The sequence below is a fragment of the Flavobacterium sp. 9AF genome, assembly GCF_902506265.1.
In the GTDB taxonomy this organism is placed as follows: Bacteria; Bacteroidota; Bacteroidia; order Flavobacteriales; family Flavobacteriaceae; genus Flavobacterium.
The window spans coordinates 1,645,990-1,667,630 of sequence record NZ_LR733556.1 but is presented as its reverse complement, the minus strand read 5'-3'; the positions used below and the strand labels follow the sequence as shown (position 1 = coordinate 1,667,630).

The window sequence follows — 21,641 nt, the reverse complement described above, 5'->3', positions numbered from 1 at the left end:
CAATTAACCTTATTATCAATGTAATAGTAAGATGAGATAAAACAAATGCGAGTACAATTTGGAAATGTTTTACTACAAAAAACCAATTTGATTACCCTTTTTAGTCTATCATCTTATTATTTTGATTAAAGAATTTCTTTTTTAATTAGTAACCATCTTTTTCATAGCAATTTTTTAACAGCGACCCGTTTCAATGGAACAACAACCATTTGAAGGATTGTAAGAAATCATTAATGGATACGCATTGCATTGTGATTGTGTAAGACCACAAATTACTCGGTAACAAGCAAGACTTACCCCACCATTAATTTTCTTTAGTTCGTCTTTTGTAATAAGCGAAGCATTTTTTAAACTTAAAATTGTTTTTTTCATGATTAATTATTTTTAATGTTAATAAATTTGTTTGGAATAAATTAGGAGTACATAATAACAGTGAACTGTTTTTAAATCATTTAAAATTTATATGTAATTCCTATTTTTCCACCACTTGTTGCATTTCCACCACCGCCTTCTAAGTTTATAGCAAAATTATCTGTGAAAAAATAACGCCCACCAATTTGAATACCTATGCCAAAATGGGTATCATCTACCACTTGCTCAGCATAGTCATCCTTAAAATTCCAATTGTAGTAATTAAGACTTAGTCCTGCATATAAATCCCATTGACTTGGAATTTCTAAAACCTCATTAAAATGATAATTTGCATTTCCTTGAATTCCAAGAATACTCATTTTAAATCCGTAACTATCATATGAACGATATGAAATTTCTGACCCCAAAGTAATGTTGTTACCCAAGCCATAATCTAATCCTACATATATAGGTGTACCCCAACCCGAAGTTCCTAATCCTGCATTTAATTGTAATTTGCCATTTTCTAAAGGAGCTTGTGCATTTGCTAAATTATAAGTAGCTAAAAAAGTAGTAATTAATAAAAGTAATTTTTTCATTTTGTGTTTGTGTTTATGGGATTAATTTATTGAAATAAGTAAGTACTATTTGACTTAATACTGTTTAAATGGATAGTTAACAAGTTAGTTATTAGGATTATGATAGAAGTAAATGATGCTAGTTTCACCGTAAATTTTCCCATTTTCATCAGCAATAGCAAATTCTGTTTCTATCAATTCACCGTCAGCATAGATTAATAACTGTACAATTTCATTAGGTAGGCCATCACTTCCTTTGATGCTTAAACCCGTTAATTTAGTTGATTCGTTATAAAGTATATCCTTTTGCCATGGTAATACAGTGGTAATTTCTCCTGGTGTAACACCATGATTGTCATTTGGATTTGAATAACTTATTGATAATTCCCCACTGTATTCCCCAATAATTTTAAAAGAGATATTTCTACTAAATCGTTGAATATAATGATCTGCTGGTAGTTCATTACTACAAGAGATAAATAGTATGAATACACTTAAGAAAAATAATATATATATTATGTTTTTCATAATCTTAATTTTTAACGATAGATTTTGTAATTGCATTATCATCAATAGTTATTTTTAAAATATAATGACCCTTTTTTAGATTGCTTAAGCTAATTGTTTTGTTTTGATGAAGGGGAATATTCGTTTTTCTTCCTAACAAGTCAAAACATTCTATTTTTTTTATGTCTTTATCTGTATTAATTGTAACTAAATCGGTAGAAGGATTAGGATAAAGAGATACTTCATCAGGCTGGAAATTAGGATTACTTAGTGTAGAACTTGAAATTGTTACTGCATCAATGCCAATAAAATCTGAATTAGGAGCATTTGCACCCGCATTGGTAACATAATATCTAAAAGCTACTTTGCAATTTGTTGCCTGACTTAAACCACTAATAGTATAGGAGTAATTAGTCCAAGTAGTAGGATATTCACTAGCTATTAAGTTAGGATTAACTGTTAAGACTAAAGTGGAAAAATCTCCTAGAGAGCTGCTTGAAGAAGTGGGTAAAATAGTAGCATCGCCATTTGTGCTAATTCTTAATTCAAGTCTGTCTGGGTAAATACCATGATCTGTTCTTGTGTAAAAACTAATGATATCTCCATTGTTTAATAATACAGTAGGTGTTATAAGCCAATTGCTTATTGTGCCAATATTTCCTGTTGATTGATGATTTACTGCAATAAAAGAACTGTTTCCACCATTATAAGGAGGAAAGTGATTGTTAGGTGAACCCCAAGAACTTGAACCTAAAGGTTCACTAGAGTTGTGAATTATCCATCCATTAGGAATAAGCCAACTTAAATTATCAAAATTTTCTGTAAGAACATTTTGGGCTGAGATGGATGATGTTATGGCTAATATGCCAAATAAGAAAATAAATTTTTTCATGTTTTTTGATTATAATTGATGATTTAAAAAAACTAGAATTTTGCTTCCGTTTTTTTTGATGCTGTAAAATTCTATAGTTTTTTTTGTTGGTAAAAGGCTAATGTCATAGCTTTTATAAAATACAGACCTTTAATTTTTAAATTATAGTATGTTTTAAGTGGCTTTCTTGTAATGACAAATGCCAAACTGTCATTTTTAAAAAATGGAATGTATTTTGCTATTTATTTACTAACTTTATGTTTTAAAAATTAAATTATGGATTTTACTTATTTAATATTAATTGGTGGTATTGCCCTTTTTAGCTGGTTAGTAAGTGCTAAATTAAAAAGTAAGTTTGCTTATTATTCCAAAAGACATTTACAAAATGGAATGAGTGGAGCTGAAATTGCAGAAAAAATGTTAGCAGACAATGGTATATATGATGTAAAAGTGATATCTACATCAGGTCAATTGACAGACCACTATAATCCAGTAAATAAAACTGTTAATTTGAGTGAAGCAGTTTATAATCAAAGGAATGCAGCAGCAGCAGCAGTAGCAGCACATGAATGTGGTCATGCTGTACAACATGCTCAGGCTTATAGTTGGTTAACGATGCGTTCAAAAATGGTGCCTATGGTAAATGTGTCTTCAGGATTATCGCAATGGTTAATTATGGGTGGTTTAATTTTAGGATTTGCGGCTAAAACAAGTATTGGGTTTTATGTTGCTGTGGCAGGTTTAATTTTAATGTCAGTGGCTACTTTGTTTAGTTTTATTACTTTACCAGTAGAATATGATGCTAGTAATAGAGCTTTAGCATGGTTAAAAAACAAAAACATGTTAACGCAACAAGAATATGCTGGAGCTGAAGACTCTTTAAAATGGGCAGCAAGGACTTATGTTGTAGCTGCACTAGGATCATTAGCATCGCTTTTATATTGGGCATTTCGAATTCTAGGTTCTAGAGATTAAATGTTTAGTTGTAATATAAAAAAGAGTCCAAATTTTCAAAATTTGGACTTTTTTTATTTATATAGATTTAGATATTTAGAATTGTATCTGTCTATCTATTTGTTGTTCTAGCGATATAAAAGTTTCTGTTCTAGACACGCCATTAATTGCCTGAATTTTTTTATTTAATAATTGCATTAAATGCTCATTGTCTTTACAAATGATTTTTATTAAGATACTCCAATTTCCAGTAGTATAGTGACATTCTAATACTTCAGGTATTTTTTTAAGTTCTTTTACTGCATCAGAATTACTTGATGCTTTTTCTAAATATACTCCTACAAAAGCCATTGTGGAATAGCCTAAAACTTTTATGTCAACAGTAAACTTTGAGCCAGAAATTACACCTGCTTGTTCTAATTTCCTCAACCTTTGATGGATGGCAGCTCCAGAAATTCCTATTTTTTTTGCGATTTGTAAAATGGGTTTTCTAGCATCTTCCATAAGATCACGTAGAATTTCTTTGTCAATTCCGTCTATTTCAATTTGTAACTGATTTACTTTCATGTTTGTTTTGTTTGTAAGTGTAAATGGATAAAACTACTAATTTAGTAATTAAAATTAGAATATTTGTTTTAAATATATATTCTTTAACTGCTTACATTTAAAGGATTATAGCCCATATAATCTACTTTCATTTCTTTAAATGTTACCCCGTAATCTTCTAGTTCTTCTAATATAGGCATATAAATTTCTTTTGAAATGGGTAATTGTACACCAGATGAATTGATTTCACCATTTAATATTTTAAGAGTTGCAATAGCAACAGGAAGTCCTACTGTTTTTGCCATAGCAGTATAGGTTTGGTCATCGCCAATACAAACCATAGTAGCGTCTATTTGGTACTTATTGTTTTCTATTTCATATCCAAATTTGTGATACATAACAATCATATCCTTATCATTTGGTTCAAGAGTCCATTTCTCAGATAGTATTTTTTCTAAAATTTGAGCTGGAGTTGCTTTTTTTAAACCGATTTTTTTCTCGCCATTAAATAAATCCAATTCTAACAGTTTATCCCAAATAATATCGTCTTGATCTATTTTTTGCGCATGTCTTAATTTAATTTCTACCGTATCGGTTGGATGATAAGGTAAGAAAGAATTGGTAAACTCTCTATACGTCATATTTTCTGAGTTATCAATGGTATAAGAATCATCTGTCATACCTAGTTGAACCAAAATATCCCAAGCTCTAGAGTAGCCAACTCTTCTTATAGTACCTCGATAAACAGTAAGCGCGTTTTCTAAACCATATACTTCTCTATATTTTAAAGAATCTCTATTAGCATAGGCTTCAAATCTTCCAAAACCTTCTACTTCTAAGAATTCGGTTCTTCTAAATAGTTTATTATATGGAATGTATTTATATGTGCCTTCTTGAATGAATTTAGCAGCGCCACCTTGACCTGCTAAGACTACATTTCTTGGATTCCAAGTGAATTTATAATTCCATAAATTAGTGTCACTTTCTGGAGCAACTAATCCACCACAAAAGGATTCAAACAATATCATTTTTCCTCCTTTGTCCCTTATTTCATCTATGATTTTCATTGCGCTCATATGGTCTATTCCTGGATCTAGACCTATTTCATTCATAAAAATCAATCCTTTTTCTTTTGCTTCAGAATCTAACTCTTGCATGGCCGGACTTACATATGAAGCAGTTACCATATGTTTGTTATAATAAAGACAATCTTTTGCTACATCTAAATGCATATATGCTGGTAGCATCGATACAACAATATCTGCTCTTTCAATCTCCTTTTTTCTTTGTTCAGCATTTAAAATATCAAATAAAATAGGTCTGGCATTTGGGTGATTGCCTGCTTTTTTTTCAGCTAATTCTAAAGATAAATCAGCAATAGTTATATGTAATTTTTCTTTTTCAGATTTTTCTAATAAATATTTGATTAAAGATGAGGCACTTCTTCCAGCACCAATAACTAAAATGTTTCTCATGATTAGATTTTCAAAAATATCACACGAAGATAGTAAAATGTTATATTTATAAAAATTTTATATAAAATATATTATAAATTATTTGTAGTGTAGCCTTTTTGCTTTTTAAATTTTGTATAAAAAATAAGCGCCCATTTTAAATTTTGGACGCTTTATTGTTTTAAAAAGAAAAGTAAGCTTATTTTATTTCTTTCAAATTATTGTCGATTAGAGTTACTAAATAATCCTTATGAGCTTTAGTCGATAAATCGATACTCGCTGGAGTGGATAGCATTTTTCTTATAGTTTTTAAGTTTTGTAAGGCAACTGATTTAACTACATTAGAATTTTTATTTTTAGGATCGTTTTTTGCTATTTCAATTAATCGATTCGTGTATTCGGCTTGTAAATTTTGTCTAAAAGTATTAATGTTACTATAAACATCTGCTTTAAAAATAGCATTACTTAAATCGGCCATAAAATTAGTTAAATGGTATTTATTTCCATATAATTCGCTGTCAACAATTCTTTGTAAAGTATTAAAATGCAATATATGATCTAAGATATTGGTTTGATATTGTAAAACTTGTGAATGAATTTTTGGATCTTCAGGACCATTAAAAAAGTTATATCCTCTTCGCTGCATGGCTAAAAAGTTATAAAGTTCGTTAGGCGCATTAAAAGCATTAGGTGAAAATACATAGGTTTCTAGTGCATTCATTGCTCTTTTTTGATCCTCCAAACTAACAGGAGTGTAGGGTTTAGCTTCGGATAGTTGTCCAGCCATAGCTCTATCCACATAAACACCACCAATGAACCTCGAAATGACTCCAGCAGCAATGTTCTTTTGATTGCTTAATAAATAATAAACCCTCCTCAATTCATGATATGATTCACCAGATTTAGTAAATTTATCTTTTACCTCTTTCATTGTATTGTCAACCAATTTAAAACGGTTTATCGAATAAGTTATAGGGTCATTAGATAAATCTCCTATCATTACTCTTGGGTCAATAGCTTTACCAGGAGAACGCATGTCATCAGCATCATTACCAAAAATTAATTCTGGTTGTGTAGATTTATTTAATAAGGATTTTTTTTCTAATTCCGATGGGAAAGGAGTATAACCAAATTGTATTGCCCAAATATCATATGGGCCTACTGAAGTATCATAATATTGTCCTTGTTTTGTTCTGTCTAATGTAATGTTAATATCTGCATAATCCATTACCGAACCAGTTAAAGCTTTACCTTTAATAAAATCAGGGTTGTTTAATTGCTCTGGCGAAAAAATATGACTTGCTTTCATATTGTGGTTTAAACCTAAAGTATGACCTACTTCGTGCATTACCAAAGCGAGCATGGCTTCTTTTTTCATGCGTGCCATTTCTAAATCAGAATTAGCTACAGTGCTAAGAAGCGCTTGACCGAACATCGTGTTTTCGTGCATAATATGTCCAAGTGAGCAAAAATGAGGATTGGTTTTTGAAGTATTTAATTCTTCATTTGTTGCACTAGCAGATAAATCATATAATTTATCATATAAAACTCTATTGGTAAAATGTACATATTCTAGCATTATGTCAGCTCCTAAAATTTCACCCGTTAATGGATTTACAAAACTTGGTCCATAGCCTCCAAATGCTGGGTTAGGTGAGGAAGTCCATCTTAATACATTGTAACGAATATCACCAGCATCCCAAGTTGCGTCATCAGGTTGGATTTTAACGACCATAGCGTTTTTAAATCCAGCTTTTTCAAAAGCTTTGTTCCATTCTAGCACACCTTCGGTAATAGTTTGTCTCCATTCTATTGGTGTCGTGTTTTCTATCCACCAAGTAATAGGAGTGACTGGTTCAGATAGAGGAAGATTTGGGTCTTTTTTTACTAGATTCCAGCGATGAATTAAATCTCTGTAAGGAGTTGAATTTGTCGCTGTTTGATCATTAACTTCTGTGGTGAAATAACCTACTCTTGGGTCATCAAGACGAATTTCATAATTGTTTTCAGGTATTGCGATAAAACTATGATACACTTTTATGCTTACATTTCTACCATCAGATAAAGAGTTTGAACCGTTATTTAAAACAGAGGGATTAGAATAAACATATTCTACAGCAACATCAGTATTTTCAGGATAATTTCTTATAGCATTTATCTTAGTTTTATCTTTGTCTAAGTTACCTAATGAAAAGGAGAAAGGTGAAGCAGATGGAGATTTTGAAGGTTTTATTTGTGACAAGGTCTCTTTTAAAAAAAGGTCATTTGCCGATATTAAGTATATTTTTTTTTCTGTATCAGATGCTAATATTTTCTCACTTGCCATATTCCCATGGCTCAAATTTGCATCTTGCGATTTTGAAATGGGATTGTTTGGATCGAAATAAAAAGAAGTATTTTGTGTAATAAATTCAATTTTATCAAAATATTTCTCTACTTTAAATACTACAGATTCTCCATAAGAACCTCTAAATTGACCGATATCGGCTGCTCCATCGGCAATTTGATTGAAGTAAATAAAGTTTTTTCCTATTTGGTCTTCCTTAACAAGCATTTGAATGCTTCCATTCACTGTGTCTTGGTAGATGGTAAAAAGACCTTCTATTTTTTTACTTTGTTTGATTAATTCCGCAATGGTTTTCTTGTCGCTCTTTTTTTCTTTTGCTGCTAAAGCTGCAGCTTCTTTTTCTTTTCTTTTTTTTCTACTTTGTGCTTCAGAATGTTGTCCAATAAGTAGAAGAAGACAAATTAAAGATAGCGATAAGTAATTTCTGTCTAATCTAAAACTTTTTATTTTCATATGGAATTATGGTTTGGTTTTGTGATGCAAGATATAAAAAACAAAATAGCACATTTGTTTTAAGTGCGTTAAAAAAAACTAAAAAATGGTAAATTATTGAAAAAAAAATAGTTCCTATTTTTGTAAAAAAATAAAATGGAAAAGAAAATTATTTTAACAGCCTTGCTTTTAGGGACTATTGCAATCATTTTAGGTGCTTTTGGAGCTCACGGTTTAAAAAAAGTACTCACCGTAGATCAGCTAAATACTTTTGAAGTGGGTGTGCGTTATCAAATTTATCATGCCTTGTTCTTATTGTTTTTGGCCAATTCCTCTATATTAACATTGAAAGAAAAAGGAGTGATTTTTTATTTAGTTATTATTGGTATAACTCTCTTTTCAGGATCTATTTATGTTTTAGCCACTTTGGCATTAACTACAATAAAAACTAAGTTAATAGGTCCACTAACACCTATAGGTGGATTGTTGTTAATTGTTTCTTGGATGTACATGTTTTATTGTGTTTTTGCTAAAAAATGACAATTCGTTCTTCATTCTAAAATTAAATTTATAATTTTGCACTTTAAAAACATACAACATAACTCATTTTTTATGAATAGCTACGCCCAATTTACGAAAACGATTTCGTTGGAAAAATATGGAATTAAAAACGCTTCACAAATTATTTACAATCCTTCTTATGAGTTTTTATACCAAGAAGAATTAAGTGAAGATTTAAAAGGATTTGAAAGAGGTCAATTGTCAGAACTTGGTGCAGTGAATGTTATGACAGGAGAATTTACAGGTCGATCTCCAAAAGACAAGTATATTGTAAAAGATGAGGTAACCCAAGATTCTATTTGGTGGACTTCTGATAAAGCGGTAAATGATAATAAACCAATTTCAACAGAAACGTGGAATGCGCTTAAAGAAACTACTGTAAATCAGTTATCTGAAAAAAAATTATATGTAGTTGATGCTTTTTGTGGAGCCAATGAAGATACACGTTTAAAAGTACGCTTTATAATGGAAGTAGCTTGGCAAGCACATTTTGTTAAAAATATGTTTATTCGACCTACTGAAGCTGAATTGGAAAATTTTGGTGATCCCGATTTTATTGTAATGAATGCTTCTAAAGCATCATTCAAAGATTTTGAAAAACATAATTTAAATTCTGAAGTATACGTAGCGTTCAATTTAACTGAAAAAATTCAATTAATTGGAGGAACATGGTATGGTGGAGAAATGAAGAAAGGAATGTTTTCCATGATGAATTACTACTTGCCTTTACAAGGAATTGCTTCGATGCATTGTTCGGCTAATAAAGGGAAAGATGGTGATGTTGCAGTTTTCTTTGGTTTGTCTGGTACAGGTAAAACAACACTTTCAACAGATCCTAAGAGAGAATTAATTGGTGACGATGAGCATGGGTGGGATAACGATGGTGTCTTTAATTTTGAAGGAGGTTGTTATGCTAAAACAATTGATTTGAGTGCTGAGAATGAACCAGATATTTATAAGGCGATTAAAAGAAATGCTTTATTAGAGAATGTAACCTTAGATGCTAATGGTAAAATCGATTTTGCAGATGGATCAGTAACTCAAAATACGCGTGTATCTTATCCAATTGAGCACATTGAGAATATTGTTAAACCAGTATCTAAAGCAGGTCATGCTACGAAAGTAATTTTTCTTACGGCTGATGCTTTTGGAGTAATGCCTCCAGTATCTAAATTAACTCCTGAACAAACTAAATATTACTTTTTATCTGGTTTTACGGCTAAATTAGCAGGAACTGAAAGAGGTGTTACAGAACCACAACCTACTTTTTCAGCTTGTTTTGGAAAGGCTTTTTTATCTTTGCATCCTACTAAATATGGTGAAGAATTGGTTAAGAAAATGGAGGAGCATAAGGCAACCGCTTATATGGTTAACACAGGATGGAATGGAACAGGTAAGAGAATTTCTATAAAAGATACTCGTGCGATTATCGATGCTATTTTAGACGGTTCAATCGAGAAAGCGGAAACTAAAGTGATTCCTGTATTCAATTTTAATGTGCCTGTGGCTTTGCATGATGTGGATTCTTCTATTTTAGATCCAAGAGAGACGTATGCTGATGTTTCAAATTGGGAAGAGAAAGCTAAAGATTTAGCTTCTAGATTTGTTAAAAACTTTGAGCAATATACAGACAATGAAGAAGGAAAACAGTTAGTTAAAGCTGGTCCAGCTTTATAATAAACATAAACTAAATAATTAAGGGTTCTAAAATATAAATTTTAGAACCCTTATTATTATAAGTATAATGAAAATGTACTTGTTATTTGCCTTTATTTACTTCAGAAATATATTTTTCAAGAGCTCCAGTCATAGATGGAGTTCCAGGTGATGGAGCCATTATATCAACTCGCAAACCACTATCAATTGCTTCTTTTTGAGTAGTTGAACCAAAAACCGCAATTCTTGTGTTGTTCTGTTTAAAGTCTGGAAAATTTTTAAAAAGAGACTTGATTCCTGTTGGGCTGAAAAAAGCCAAAACATCATAATATACGTCTTTCAAGTCTGATAAATCACTCATTACTGTTCTGTAAAAAATTGCAGGTGTCCAAGAAATTTTTAAACTATCCAGCGTTTGAGGAATGTCATAATTTAATTGGTCAGAAGCGGGTAACAAAAATTTTTCATCTTTGTATTTTTTTATTAGTGGTGCTAAATCTACAAAATCTTTTTGACCAACATAAATTTTCCTCTTTCTATAAACAACGTAACGTTGTAAGTAAAAAGCAACCGCTTCGGATTGACAAAAATACCTCATGTCTTCAGGAACCTTAAAGCGCATTTCTTCAGCAACTCTAAAAAAATGATCTACAGAATTTCTACTAGTTAAAATGATAGCTGTAAAATTGTTTAAATCGATTTTTTGAGCCCTGATTTCTTTGGCCGGAACACCTTCTACATGAATAAAAGGTCTGAAGTCAACTTTAACTTTAAGTTTGTTTTGTAACTCAAAATAGGGAGAATTCTCTACTTTAGGCTCTGGTTGTGAAACCAAAATTGTTTTCACTTTTAAATTTGACATACGCTTTGTTCTAATTTTTTGTAATAAAATAATAGATAAAATAGTAAGGTGCTATTTCAAGGGTGCAAAGATATAAAATAAAATAAAATATTTTACGGAATACCAAATTTTGATAGATTTTTAAGGCGGTAAAATAGATAGTTAAATTTGCTATGATTACAACTATTATCACAGTATAAAAAATCCAATTTTTATTTATAAGTGGATTGTAAAATAGGATTATATCAATAGGCAAAAGTAATACTCCAAAATATGTGCGATAGCTAACTTTAAATAAGTTAAATTGTTCATTAAACTCTTCAATCTTAAAAGTTGTTGCAATAATTTTTTCGATCAAATACTTGGATAAAATAAATACACTTAAAAAAGTAAATATTTGTAGAAACAAAATACCATCATCTGTTTTTGTATTTTGAAATTGTTTTAAAAACAGATAAATAAAAAAAGCAAAAGAAAAAAGTTGAATGACAAACATAGAAATTGTAAAGCCACTCATTAAATTACTGGTGTCTTTATAAATTTTAGTGTATTTGTCAGAAATAGCTAATTTTATAAACTCACTAAATCGAGCTTGAAATACATTTTTGTTAATAGCAAGTATAACAAAACTAAGGACAAATAAAATTGTTGCCCAATCGTTAACTTGTATAATTCTTTCGTGAAACTGTATTGCTAACATTTGAAGCAAATTTACAAAAAATAACTTCACTTAATTATTATAAATTTATTAAGAGATATAGTTGATAAATAGTTTATTTTTGTAAGCGAAAATTAATTAATTAAAATGTTGAAGGCAATAGTAGTCATACCTACCTATAATGAAATAGAAAATATAGACAATATTATAGATGCAGTTTTTTCTTTGGAATCTCATTTTCATGTTTTAATCGTAGATGATAATTCTCCCGATGGTACTTCAAAAAGAGTAGAAGAACTTCAACAAAAATACATGGATAGACTTTTTCTTTCAACAAGGACGAAAAAATCGGGATTAGGAACAGCATACGTTCATGGTTTTAAATGGGCATTATCTCATGGGTACGAATATGTTTTTGAAATGGATGCCGATTTTTCTCATAATCCTAAAGATCTTGAAAGGCTTTTATTTGCTTGCGCTTCTAGCAATGCCGATGTAGCTATCGGATCTAGATACTCCACCGGTGTAAACGTAGTAAACTGGCCTTTAAACAGGGTTTTAATGTCGTACTTTGCATCTATCTACGTTAAAATGATAACGGGTATGAAAATACATGATGCTACAGCTGGTTTTATATGCTATAGAAGAAATGTTTTAGAAAAAATTAATTTAGATAGAATAAAATTCATAGGTTATGCGTTTCAAATAGAAATGAAATATAGAGCCTATGTTAAAAAGTTTAAAATAGTAGAAGTCCCTATTATTTTTACTGATCGAACAAAAGGGCAATCAAAAATGAGTGGATCAATAATTAGGGAAGCTGTTTTTGGAGTAATAATGCTAAGAGTAAGAAAAATCTTTAACCAACTATAATGAGTACTTTTTTAATTAAAAATGCTAAAATTGTCAATGAAGGAGCAATCTTTGAAGGAGATGTTTTAATTGAAAACGAAATCATCAAAGAGATTGCCGAACAAATAAGTTTGAAATCTTCTGATTGTGTTATTATCGATGCAGAAGGAAGTTATTTAATTCCGGGTGCTATTGATGACCAAGTTCATTTTAGAGAGCCTGGATTAACACATAAAGGAAATATTGCCTCTGAAAGTAAAGCCGCTATTGCCGGTGGAATAACTTCGTTTATAGAACAGCCTAATACAGTGCCCAATGCTGTAACCCAAGAATTATTAGAACAAAAATATGAAATTGCAGCTGCGACTTCTTATGCTAACTATTCTTTTATGATGGGTGGTACCAATGATAATTTAGACGAAGTATTAAAAACTAATCCGAGAAATGTAGCTGGAATAAAATTGTTTTTAGGCTCTTCTACAGGAAATATGCTTGTAGATAACCAAGAAGTATTAGAAAAAATATTTTCCTCTACTAAAATGCTTATTGCCGTACATTGTGAAGATGAAGCCACTATAAAAACTAATTTAGAAAAATATAAAGCAGAATATGGTGATGATATTCCAGTGAAATACCATCATTTAATACGAAGTGCCGAAGCTTGTTATTTGTCTTCTTCTAAAGCAATAGAATTAGCAAAAAAAACAGGTGCAAGATTACATGTATTTCATTTGTCAACAGCTAAAGAAATGGAATTGTTTACCAATAAAATTCCATTGGAACAAAAACAGATTACAGCCGAAGTTTGTGTGCATCATCTATGGTTTAGTGATGAAGATTATGAAAACAAGGGTTCTTTGATTAAATGGAATCCTGCGGTAAAAACAAAAGAAGATAGAGAAGCATTATGGACAGCTCTATTAGAAGATAAAATCGATGTGATAGCAACGGATCATGCACCACATACTTTAGAAGAAAAAATAAATCCTTATACTACTTGCCCTTCTGGAGGACCATTAGTACAACATGCTGTAGTGGCTATGTTTGAGGCAGTACATAGAGGAAAAATAACGGTTGAAAAAGTGGTTCAAAAAATGTGTCATAATCCTGCAAAAATTTTTAAAATAGAAAAAAGAGGCTTTATTAAAGAAGGTTATTATGCAGATTTAGTTATCATAAACCCTCATTTGCCTTGGAATGTAAAAAAAGAAAATATTCTATATCATTGTGGTTGGTCACCTTTTGAAGGAACTAATTTTAAATCTAGAGTTACCCATACTTTTGTAAATGGAAAATTGATCTATTCAAATGGAAGATTTAAAGAATTAAAAGCAGCAAAGAGGTTATTGTTTGAAAGAGAATAATTTATAAAGTTTGTTTTTGATTTAAAATTAATCGAAAAATAGATTTAGATATTTAATTTTTTATGGTTTATTAAATAGTTGTAAAAATGAAAAAGTTTTTTTTGTTCGCTCTTGTTGTTTTATTCTCTTGTAACGAGAGACCTGTGCCTAAACCAGATAAGTTATTGGATGAAGAGACAATGTTGAATATTTTATACGATACCGCCTTATTACAAGCTGCAGAAGCATATATGCCTAATAAGCTAACAGAAAATAAAATTAGAATAAAAAATTATATTTATCTGAAGTATAATATTGATAGTACAACCTATTATCAAAATCAGCGCTATTATGCAGCGGATATAAAGAATTACCATAAAATGTTTCAGAAAGTTTCAGAAAGAATAGACCAATCTAAAGTTGAAATAGATACTTTATTAGCTCAAGAGAATAGGAAAAATTCTGAAAAAAATCAGGAAAGAAAAAGAGAGTTTAATAATAAGTCTTTGACAAAGAAGCAAGATAATCTTTCATCTCAATAAACTTATAATGTAATTTTTCTTTAATTTTATCATTGGAATAGCTATTTTTATTATGGGATGCAATAGCTAAATTCTTTGTGAACTTGCGTTTTCTGTTGGTTAATTTTGTAATAAACCAATCCATTTTCCAAGTCAGTTTAGTTAGGGTTTTATTTGTATTAATAAAAGGCTTTTTTAAATTCATAGCATCAGCAATCCAATATAAAACGTTTTCATAAGTTGGATTTTCTGCAACTAAAATAAATTGCTCATTCATTATATTGTTTTTCATTAATAAAACCATGATAGTAACAACATCTTCAACTGTAATAATGCCAATTTTTCCTTTAGTGTAAAAGGTGTTTCCTTTTTTAGTAGCATTAAAGAAAGTGCTGCTGCCCTGCAGGGGAAAACCATAGCCAAAGATGATTCCAGGATTCACAATAATGCAATTTAAGCCTTCTTGATGTCCTCTCCATACTTCCATTTCAGCACCGTATTTTGAAATCGCATAGTCGCTATGTAGCTTTTCAGGATTCCATTCGGTTGCTTCAGTAATGATGTATTCATTTTCTTTAGTGTCACCTAACGCAGCAATTGAACTCACATAGCACAGTTTATTAATTTTAAAATCAATGCAACAATTAACGATATTTGAGGTTCCTTCAATGTTTGTTTTTCTTAATTTTTCTTCATCTTTTGGGTCGAATGATATTAAAGCAGCACAATGATATACTTCTTTTACATTTTGAAAAGCAATTTCTAAAGAAGGAATGTCAAGTATATCGCCTTGTATCCATTGAACTTTTTCAAATAAATCCAAATGGTTTTTGTATTCAAAAACAGATTTAACTGCTTGAATTTTATCTTTATCTCTATATAATGCTATAACCGATTCGTTCTCTGTAATGAGTTGAAGTAATAAATGAGAACCAACTAAACCTGTTGCGCCTGTAACTAATATCATAGGGTAAATATAAAGAGATTGTTTGACTTTTGATAAAATGAATTTCAGAATATTTTTTAAAATTTTAATAAAATTTGGAATTTGGAATAGGAAATTTGGTTTTTAAAATTGATATATTTGCGAAAATTAATTATAAAAATGAAGAATTTAGTAGAAGAATTAAGATGGAGAGGGCTTATTCATGATATGATGCCTGGAACAGAAGAGCAATTAGTTAAAGAGTCGACCACGGCTTATATTGGCTTTGATCCTACCTCTGATTCTTTACATATAGGAAGTTTAGTGCCCATCATTTTACTGATGCATTTGCGAAAGTTTGGTCATAAGCCTATTGCTTTGGTAGGTGGTGCAACAGGGATGATTGGTGATCCTTCTGGAAAATCAAATGAGCGCAATTTGTTAGATGAAGCTACATTAAATCATAATGTAGAAGGTATTAAACGCGTTTTGTCTCGTTTTTTAGATTTCAATGCAACAGATGCTGCTGCTCCTATATTGGTCAATAATTATGATTGGATGAAAGATTTTTCATTCATTAATTTCGCGCGAGATGTGGGGAAACGTATTACCGTTAATTACATGATGGCAAAAGATTCTGTAAAGAAACGTTTAAGTGGTGACGAAGGGAGTGAAGGAATGAGTTTTACAGAATTTACATACCAGTTAATTCAAGGTTACGATTTCTACCATTTGAATAAAGAATACAATTGTTTGTTGCAAATGGGCGGAAGTGATCAATGGGGAAATATTACAACGGGTACAGAATTAGTTCGTAGAATGAACGTGGATAATGAAGAGCGTTCCAAAGCCTATGCCATGACCTGTCCGTTAATCACAAAAGCAGATGGTTCTAAGTTTGGAAAATCGGAAGGAGGGAATGTTTGGTTAGATGCCGATAAAACCACTCCATATACTTTTTACCAATTTTGGTTAAATACTACCGATGTTGATGCAGAAAAATATATTAAAATTTTCACGTTTTTAGACGAAGATACAGTAGAAAAATTAATTGCGGAGCATAACGAAGCGCCCCATTTAAGAGTATTGCAAAAACGTTTGGCTGAAGAATTAATGATATTGGTACACTCAAAAGAAGAACTTGAAAGAGCTATTGTTGCATCAAATGCATTCTTTAGTAAAGATATGGTAGAACTAAACAATATGTCTGAGGATGATTTGTTGAATATTTTTAAAGGTATAAAAATGGCTTCTATTTCTAAAGCTGATTTTGATGCTGGTTTGGATATGGTTTCGGCTTTAGCAACTAAGACTAATTTTTTAGATTCAAATAGTGATGCTAGAAGAGAATTAAAGCAAAATTCAGTTTCTTTAAATAAAGTAAAAGTTACGGAAGAAAGAAGAATTACAGAAGAAGATTTAATTGCTAATCAGTTCTTATTATTGCAAAAAGGGAGGAAAAACTATTATGTAATAAGGGTTAAATAATCCAGTGGTTTGTTTAAGTATATGGTTCAAGCCAGTCGAGATTGTCAGTTCGAGCGGAGTCGAGAACTATAAAACCATTAGATTACAACCTCTAATATCAGAATGATCAAAACGTCCCAACACTTCGAAAGAATGGTTGGGATATTTTTTTCCCAAATCTTGTGTGGCAATAAACGAACACGAATTGACATTGGCTAAATCAATAACGTTAATTCCTCCTGTTTTTCCATTAGTAACATAGGATAAAGCATCTTCTGTATCGCGTATAAGAATTTGCATCCAAGGTGGGCATTCAAAAATACCGTTACCAAGTGAATACGCTTGCGATAGAAGCTCGGTCATGCCGTATTCGGAATGTATAACAGGTACACCAAAACCGTGGCTTAAAATAGCGTGTAATTCTTCTCGAATCATTTCTTTTCGTTTTCCTTTCATACCACCCGTTTCCATAATGATCGTGTTTTTCAATTGAAAAGTATGTTTTTCTATTAAATCTAATAAAGCATACGTTACCCCAATTAAAATTACATTTTGTCCCGATTGATCTAAGGCAATCAATTTGGCAATCAAATCTTCATAATTATTTAAGTAAAAGCCAGAATCTGGGTGGGTGCTACTTTGGATTAAATCATCAACCATATAAATTAAAGAAGAACCTTCGCGTTCTAAATAGGAAGGAAGTAAAGCTAAAATGCAATAATCTTCAATGTTGCCATAAAACTCTGCAAAACCCTTACGGTAACTTTGTTCGTATAACGAAACGTCGGTTACCAAATGCTTGCTAGTTTGCATACCGGTTGTTCCACTACTTGTGAAAGTTTCCTGAACAGAGTTGGTTGTGCTCACAATTTCATGACTTTTGAAAAATTGTATGGGTAAGAAAGGAATATCTAGGATTGTTTTTACATTAGATTTATCTTTTTTCAATAAAGTACAAAATTCGTTATAGACTTTGTTATTGTCAAATTGGTAACGAAAAACTTTTAAGGTAAGTTTTTCAAAATCTTTTTTGCTTGAAATTGTAAATATATCCTCTGTGTGAATCATAATGAATTACTGAAACCATATTCTGTTTCGAATACCTGCAAAAGTATAAAATAAAAAAAGCACCAAGAGAATATTGGTGCTTTTTAATAAATATTTTAAAGGAATTATTATTTCACTACTAATTTTCTAGTAGCAGTTTTTCCTTCTTCTGTAATTTTTACAATGTAAATACCCGCGTTTAAGTTACCTGTATTAAAAGTATTGTTGATTACATTTCCTTTTACTACTTCTTTACCTAAAACGTCATATACTTGAACAGTCATAGCTGCATTTGCATTCGATGAGAAGTTTAAGATGTTACCTGTTAAAGGGTTTGGATACATTTTTAAACCAGCGATAGCATCAAAAGATTTAGTTTCTAATGTTAAATCAGCTAAACTTCTTGCTACTAAGTACACTTGATTTGTAGTTGGAACATTTGCAGCTGTACTTTGACCAGCAAAACAGATAATATTTGTTGCTGAAGTTGGAATGTTTTGACCAATATAATCTGCTTCAGAAAAAATAGGTCTGAATGTAGTTGCTGTAGGTGCAGTTACAGGTACATTTGTATTAGTTGCAAATGTTGTATTTGTAGCATCAAAAGTTACTCCGTTAATTTGAAGTAATTCACTTTCGTAATCTTCTGGTGTAGCTATAACATCGGCAATTGTTACTACTTGTGGGGTAATTGTAGCTCCAGTAGCTACAGTTGCATTTTGCACTGGTACAAATTCCAATAAACCATTAAAATCAAAAGATTGTCCTACTAGCCCAGATAATCCATCTCCTTGGTTTCCTACAGTTATTATACCATTATTATCGTCAATTAAAATAGCAGCAGTTCCGTCTTGTATGTATTTTTGATTTCTAGTTGCTCTTTTGTAAGTAATGGTTGGTGTAGAGTTAATTTGGTAATATCTACCAACGCCGTTTGAAAGTACATCTGCTCTTAAACCAGCAATATCTTGCATTACATACAAGATGTCTACGGAAAACACTACGTTGTCAGTGATAGGAGTTGATAAAGGATTTCCTGCATTATCAACTAATTCTAATGCAACTGCATAAGAACCTCCTTGCGTAACAGGGATAACGATATCTGAAGTATCAAATTGATCTACTGCACTTCCTCCGTTTACAGAGTATTTAATATAACCATCTCCAGTACCATTAGCAACTGTGAAATTGGCAACAGAAAAAGAAACATTCACAGAAGTTGTTAAAGGGTTGAAAAGTGTTGCGTTAGATGGAGATGATATTGCTAATGATGGTAAAGTTGAACAGCCACTATGAGATCCAATTTGACCCCATTCTGCATCAATTGCATATACTATCCATTCTGAAGTAGTATCGTCTGTTCCAAAAGAAGATAAAGCTACAGGATTTGGGCTACAAACAGAATTTTTTCTAACTAAAGTATGATTTACAGTTGCTCCAGTTGTACTTCCAACATTCCATGCTGTTCCTGGGTCGCTTCCAATTTGTCCAATTACGTCAATTACACTTCCTAACTTTAAAAGTGCTAATGCATCATCTCCATTATAATTACATGTTGAAGAGCTGATGTCTCCTGCGCTTATTATAGTTGCATTAGATGATGAATTATAAACTACATATACATCTCCTGAAGCTAACATAGTTGATGCAGGAAATGTTAAAGTATTGGTAGCTGTAGTAGCACCATTAGCATATAGTTCTACGGAATAGTTGCCTAAATCAACTGACGATCCTGTTCCGTTGTAAATCTCATAAAATTTATTATTAGAAGAACCTTCTGCATACATGCTGAAATATAAATCTGTAGATTGTGCAAATGACAGAAAAGTTATAAATAAAGTAAATAAAAAGTAAAGTTTTTTCATTTTTTTAAGTTTTTTTAATGTGTACAAATATAGTAACTATTTTCGTTTTTACGAAAATAGGTATGTAAAATAATAGTTAATTTAGAAATATAAAACAAGGACTAATTAATTGATAATTAGTTTTCTAGTAGCCGAGTTGTCTCCTTCTTTTACTTTTACAATATAAACTCCAGTGTTTAATGAGCTAATATTAACTTCTTTGGTTGTTACTATGGCTTCAAAAACTTTTTTACCTAAGACATCAAAAATTTCTACCTTTTTTTCAAGGCCTAGTTTTGAGGTAATATAAATTTTTCCATTGTTAACTGGATTAGGATAAATAGTAAGACCCTCAATTGAAGGTTCTTGAGTAGTGCTTGTACTTGAAGTATTGTTTTTACTGTTCTGTGACAATGTGTCTACAGAAAATAAAAGAGTACAAAAAAGAATAATATAAAAGTATTTTTTTATCACTAGCATACTGATTAGATTGTAAATATAACACTTTTTTTTATTGCAATAACAATGCCAAATAAAAAATCCCTCATTTTGAGGGATTTTTAACTTTTATTATAGAAAAAATGTTATTATCTTTTAATATATAAAATATAGCTTATTGTAGTAAATTAACACCATTAACAGTAGCCCATGCACCAGCAGTTAAGTTAGCACCAGCAGCTGTCGAAGATGTTGTTAATTGTCCAGAAGGGAAAGCAACAGTAAATGATGATGAACCTGAGCCTGTTTCTGTAGTTCCTCCTACTATTTTAACATCGGTTAATTTAATTTTATTCCCGTTTACTTGATTGGTATTTGTATTTGCATCTTGAATTCTTACAGCAACAGCATTTACATCTGAATACCCTTCAATTAAAATATTTGAGTATACTCCATTACCTTCTTTTTTAAATTGTATAGCATCATATTCTACGGAAGCATTTTCAGTTAATGTACCAGGAGCTCTTTTTAAAGTAATGTTTGTAACAACTGGCCAAAAATCATTATTAACAGATTTTGCTTCAATTTCCATACCGAAATTACCAGTAACAGTTTGATATGCATACCAATTTGAGTTGTTTTGTCCTCTCCATCCATCTTGCCAATCGAAAGAATCGTCATAGTTTCCGTAAGAGATTAAATTTGTAGCACTCACTGTACCTCCATAAAATTCGTAACCATCATCAGCTCCTTTATATGATACTAAATGATCTAAAGTAGTTCCTGAACCAACAGAATAAAATGAGAAACCATTCATTTCTCCTGTTCCATCAGTAATTTTTTTACCAGCATATTCAACTCTAACATACTTTAAAGTGCCTCCATTGTGGTTTGAATTACTTCCTCCATAAGGTAGGTTAAGCCCATCTTCAGATGTTGCAGATGTTACACCACTTGCACCTACTATAGGAGCATCACCATATATAATTATTCCACCCCAAGATCCTGGCGTTTGTGATAATTCAGTTAATACAATTGGCTCAGCAGCAGTTCCAATTAATTCTAATTTTCCTCCATTTTCAGCAACCAAAGCATCAACTCCATTTGTTACATCAGCTGTGATTTTTGAACCTGCAGCTATTGTTAATTTTGCACCACTTTTTACTCTAACAATTCCTTTTAAAGTATAATTTCCTAGAGGTAAACTTGTATTAGTGGTTATATCACCAGTAATTTCTCCAACTGAAGGTCCATTGTTAATAGTTTCATCATCATCTGATGAACATCCAGTAAAAATTAAACTTAAAAAAGCAGCACTAAATAGTAATTTTTTCATTGTAATTGTTGTTTAATAATTTGATACAAAAATAGATTCAAGAAGTTTTGTTATTGTTATAAGGAAATTATGAAAAGATTAAGTAATTCTAGTATTGTTAAGTTTAGGTAAA

Annotated in this window: 21 protein-coding genes; 7 read left to right on the top strand and 14 right to left on the bottom strand. The window is 31.0% G+C overall.

The genetic code is table 11. The features are described from left to right. Positions 1–174: 174 nt before the first annotated feature. The 4 genes from HALO113_RS07735 to HALO113_RS07720 all read right to left on the bottom strand — a co-directional run bounded on the left by HALO113_RS07735 (position 175) and on the right by HALO113_RS07720 (position 2,328). Complete coding sequence (locus tag HALO113_RS07735) at positions 175–372, bottom strand: hypothetical protein (protein WP_159778476.1); 198 nt, start codon at positions 370–372, stop codon at positions 175–177. Positions 373–452: 80 nt separating this feature from the next. Further along, complete coding sequence (locus tag HALO113_RS07730; protein ID WP_159778475.1) at positions 453–950, bottom strand: outer membrane beta-barrel protein; 498 nt, start codon at positions 948–950, stop codon at positions 453–455. Positions 951–1,034: 84 nt separating this feature from the next. Continuing rightward, positions 1,035–1,457: a hypothetical protein gene (locus HALO113_RS07725; RefSeq protein WP_159778474.1), complete on the bottom strand. Its 423-nt coding sequence runs from the start codon at positions 1,455–1,457 to the stop codon at positions 1,035–1,037. Positions 1,458–1,461: 4 nt separating this feature from the next. Beyond that, positions 1,462–2,328, bottom strand: coding sequence for a T9SS-dependent choice-of-anchor J family protein (locus HALO113_RS07720; RefSeq protein ID WP_159778473.1), 867 nt, complete (start codon positions 2,326–2,328; stop codon positions 1,462–1,464). A 255-nt stretch (positions 2,329–2,583) separates the two neighbouring features. Here HALO113_RS07720 and HALO113_RS07715 point away from each other — a divergent pair, with 255 nt between their 5' ends. Continuing rightward, positions 2,584–3,282: a zinc metallopeptidase gene (locus tag HALO113_RS07715; protein WP_159778472.1), complete on the top strand. Its 699-nt coding sequence runs from the start codon at positions 2,584–2,586 to the stop codon at positions 3,280–3,282. Between the two features lie 75 nt (positions 3,283–3,357). On the opposite strand, the gene HALO113_RS07710 is transcribed toward HALO113_RS07715, so the two are convergent. The 3 genes from HALO113_RS07710 to HALO113_RS07700 form a co-directional block, all read right to left on the bottom strand. Beyond that, on the bottom strand, positions 3,358–3,828 hold the full coding sequence (locus tag HALO113_RS07710; protein ID WP_159778471.1) for an Lrp/AsnC family transcriptional regulator: 471 nt from the start codon (positions 3,826–3,828) through the stop codon (positions 3,358–3,360). An 83-nt stretch (positions 3,829–3,911) separates the two neighbouring features. Next, on the bottom strand, positions 3,912–5,282 hold the full coding sequence (locus HALO113_RS07705; protein WP_159778470.1) for a saccharopine dehydrogenase family protein: 1,371 nt from the start codon (positions 5,280–5,282) through the stop codon (positions 3,912–3,914). A gap of 178 nt (positions 5,283–5,460) precedes the next feature. Continuing rightward, entirely contained in the window at positions 5,461–8,061 is a 2,601-nt protein-coding gene (locus HALO113_RS07700; RefSeq protein ID WP_159778469.1) for a zinc-dependent metalloprotease, read from the bottom strand. A gap of 135 nt (positions 8,062–8,196) precedes the next feature. Between HALO113_RS07700 and HALO113_RS07695 the strand changes: the two genes are divergently transcribed. Both HALO113_RS07695 and pckA read left to right on the top strand, forming a co-directional pair. After that, a complete protein-coding gene (locus HALO113_RS07695) occupies positions 8,197–8,580 on the top strand; it encodes a DUF423 domain-containing protein (protein WP_159778468.1) in 384 nt (127 codons plus the stop codon). Between the two features lie 72 nt (positions 8,581–8,652). Further along, entirely contained in the window at positions 8,653–10,278 is a 1,626-nt protein-coding gene (gene pckA / locus HALO113_RS07690; protein WP_159778467.1) for a phosphoenolpyruvate carboxykinase (ATP), read from the top strand. An 82-nt stretch (positions 10,279–10,360) separates the two neighbouring features. On the opposite strand, the gene HALO113_RS07685 is transcribed toward pckA, so the two are convergent. Together HALO113_RS07685 and HALO113_RS07680 are read right to left on the bottom strand one after the other, a co-directional pair. Next, positions 10,361–11,119, bottom strand: coding sequence for a uroporphyrinogen-III synthase (locus HALO113_RS07685; RefSeq protein ID WP_159778466.1), 759 nt, complete (start codon positions 11,117–11,119; stop codon positions 10,361–10,363). Between the two features lie 10 nt (positions 11,120–11,129). Then, positions 11,130–11,798: a DUF4271 domain-containing protein gene (locus HALO113_RS07680; RefSeq protein ID WP_159778465.1), complete on the bottom strand. Its 669-nt coding sequence runs from the start codon at positions 11,796–11,798 to the stop codon at positions 11,130–11,132. Between the two features lie 105 nt (positions 11,799–11,903). On the opposite strand from HALO113_RS07680, the gene HALO113_RS07675 reads away from it, so the two are divergent. From HALO113_RS07675 to HALO113_RS07665, 3 genes are all read left to right on the top strand, one after another. Then, entirely contained in the window at positions 11,904–12,629 is a 726-nt protein-coding gene (locus HALO113_RS07675) for a polyprenol monophosphomannose synthase (RefSeq protein ID WP_159778464.1), read from the top strand. Next, positions 12,629–13,972, top strand: coding sequence for a dihydroorotase (locus HALO113_RS07670; protein ID WP_159778463.1), 1,344 nt, complete (start codon positions 12,629–12,631; stop codon positions 13,970–13,972). Before HALO113_RS07675 ends, HALO113_RS07670 begins: the two co-directional genes overlap by 1 nt. A gap of 86 nt (positions 13,973–14,058) precedes the next feature. Beyond that, on the top strand, positions 14,059–14,493 hold the full coding sequence (locus HALO113_RS07665; protein WP_159778462.1) for a DUF4296 domain-containing protein: 435 nt from the start codon (positions 14,059–14,061) through the stop codon (positions 14,491–14,493). Here HALO113_RS07665 and HALO113_RS07660 read toward each other — a convergent pair. Next, entirely contained in the window at positions 14,444–15,439 is a 996-nt protein-coding gene (locus tag HALO113_RS07660) for an NAD-dependent epimerase/dehydratase family protein (protein ID WP_159778461.1), read from the bottom strand. The two genes, HALO113_RS07665 and HALO113_RS07660, sit on opposite strands and share 50 nt — an antisense overlap. Positions 15,440–15,577: 138 nt before the next feature. Between HALO113_RS07660 and tyrS the strand changes: the two genes are divergently transcribed. Beyond that, complete coding sequence (gene tyrS, locus HALO113_RS07655) at positions 15,578–16,885, top strand: tyrosine--tRNA ligase (protein WP_159778460.1); 1,308 nt, start codon at positions 15,578–15,580, stop codon at positions 16,883–16,885. 66 nt (positions 16,886–16,951) lie between these two features. Here tyrS and HALO113_RS07650 read toward each other — a convergent pair whose 3' ends face one another. From HALO113_RS07650 to HALO113_RS07635, 4 genes are all read right to left on the bottom strand, one after another. Then, the gene (locus HALO113_RS07650) at positions 16,952–17,932 is read right to left on the bottom strand and encodes an acyl transferase (RefSeq protein WP_159778459.1); all 981 of its coding nucleotides are present in this window, start codon (positions 17,930–17,932) and stop codon (positions 16,952–16,954) included. Positions 17,933–18,039: 107 nt separating this feature from the next. Beyond that, positions 18,040–19,776: a T9SS type A sorting domain-containing protein gene (locus HALO113_RS07645; RefSeq protein WP_159778458.1), complete on the bottom strand. Its 1,737-nt coding sequence runs from the start codon at positions 19,774–19,776 to the stop codon at positions 18,040–18,042. Positions 19,777–19,881: 105 nt separating this feature from the next. Beyond that, complete coding sequence (locus HALO113_RS07640) at positions 19,882–20,235, bottom strand: T9SS type A sorting domain-containing protein (RefSeq protein WP_159778457.1); 354 nt, start codon at positions 20,233–20,235, stop codon at positions 19,882–19,884. Positions 20,236–20,368: 133 nt separating this feature from the next. Continuing rightward, on the bottom strand, positions 20,369–21,529 hold the full coding sequence (locus HALO113_RS07635) for a hypothetical protein (protein WP_159778456.1): 1,161 nt from the start codon (positions 21,527–21,529) through the stop codon (positions 20,369–20,371). Positions 21,530–21,641 lie beyond the last annotated feature (112 nt).

What these genes read in the sequence shown, in the direction of transcription:
- HALO113_RS07730 (WP_159778475.1), bottom strand. Translation starts at nt 950, where the DNA reads ATGAAAAAATTACTTTTATTAATTACTACTTTTTTAGCTACTTATAAT.
- HALO113_RS07635 (WP_159778456.1), bottom strand. Translation starts at nt 21,529, where the DNA reads ATGAAAAAATTACTATTTAGTGCTGCTTTTTTAAGTTTAATTTTTACT.
- HALO113_RS07645 (WP_159778458.1), bottom strand. Translation starts at nt 19,776, where the DNA reads ATGAAAAAACTTTACTTTTTATTTACTTTATTTATAACTTTTCTGTCA.
- HALO113_RS07685 (WP_159778466.1), bottom strand. Translation starts at nt 11,119, where the DNA reads ATGTCAAATTTAAAAGTGAAAACAATTTTGGTTTCACAACCAGAGCCT.
- HALO113_RS07700 (WP_159778469.1), bottom strand. Translation starts at nt 8,061, where the DNA reads ATGAAAATAAAAAGTTTTAGATTAGACAGAAATTACTTATCGCTATCT.
- HALO113_RS07665 (WP_159778462.1), top strand. Translation starts at nt 14,059, where the DNA reads ATGAAAAAGTTTTTTTTGTTCGCTCTTGTTGTTTTATTCTCTTGTAAC.
- HALO113_RS07710 (WP_159778471.1), bottom strand. Translation starts at nt 3,828, where the DNA reads ATGAAAGTAAATCAGTTACAAATTGAAATAGACGGAATTGACAAAGAA.
- HALO113_RS07725 (WP_159778474.1), bottom strand. Translation starts at nt 1,457, where the DNA reads ATGAAAAACATAATATATATATTATTTTTCTTAAGTGTATTCATACTA.
- HALO113_RS07720 (WP_159778473.1), bottom strand. Translation starts at nt 2,328, where the DNA reads ATGAAAAAATTTATTTTCTTATTTGGCATATTAGCCATAACATCATCC.
- HALO113_RS07680 (WP_159778465.1), bottom strand. Translation starts at nt 11,798, where the DNA reads ATGTTAGCAATACAGTTTCACGAAAGAATTATACAAGTTAACGATTGG.
- HALO113_RS07695 (WP_159778468.1), top strand. Translation starts at nt 8,197, where the DNA reads ATGGAAAAGAAAATTATTTTAACAGCCTTGCTTTTAGGGACTATTGCA.
- pckA (WP_159778467.1), top strand. Translation starts at nt 8,653, where the DNA reads ATGAATAGCTACGCCCAATTTACGAAAACGATTTCGTTGGAAAAATAT.
- HALO113_RS07735 (WP_159778476.1), bottom strand. Translation starts at nt 372, where the DNA reads ATGAAAAAAACAATTTTAAGTTTAAAAAATGCTTCGCTTATTACAAAA.
- HALO113_RS07715 (WP_159778472.1), top strand. Translation starts at nt 2,584, where the DNA reads ATGGATTTTACTTATTTAATATTAATTGGTGGTATTGCCCTTTTTAGC.
- HALO113_RS07650 (WP_159778459.1), bottom strand. Translation starts at nt 17,932, where the DNA reads ATGATTCACACAGAGGATATATTTACAATTTCAAGCAAAAAAGATTTT.
- tyrS (WP_159778460.1), top strand. Translation starts at nt 15,578, where the DNA reads ATGAAGAATTTAGTAGAAGAATTAAGATGGAGAGGGCTTATTCATGAT.
- HALO113_RS07660 (WP_159778461.1), bottom strand. Translation starts at nt 15,439, where the DNA reads ATGATATTAGTTACAGGCGCAACAGGTTTAGTTGGTTCTCATTTATTA.
- HALO113_RS07670 (WP_159778463.1), top strand. Translation starts at nt 12,629, where the DNA reads ATGAGTACTTTTTTAATTAAAAATGCTAAAATTGTCAATGAAGGAGCA.
- HALO113_RS07675 (WP_159778464.1), top strand. Translation starts at nt 11,904, where the DNA reads ATGTTGAAGGCAATAGTAGTCATACCTACCTATAATGAAATAGAAAAT.
- HALO113_RS07705 (WP_159778470.1), bottom strand. Translation starts at nt 5,282, where the DNA reads ATGAGAAACATTTTAGTTATTGGTGCTGGAAGAAGTGCCTCATCTTTA.
- HALO113_RS07640 (WP_159778457.1), bottom strand. Translation starts at nt 20,235, where the DNA reads ATGCTAGTGATAAAAAAATACTTTTATATTATTCTTTTTTGTACTCTT.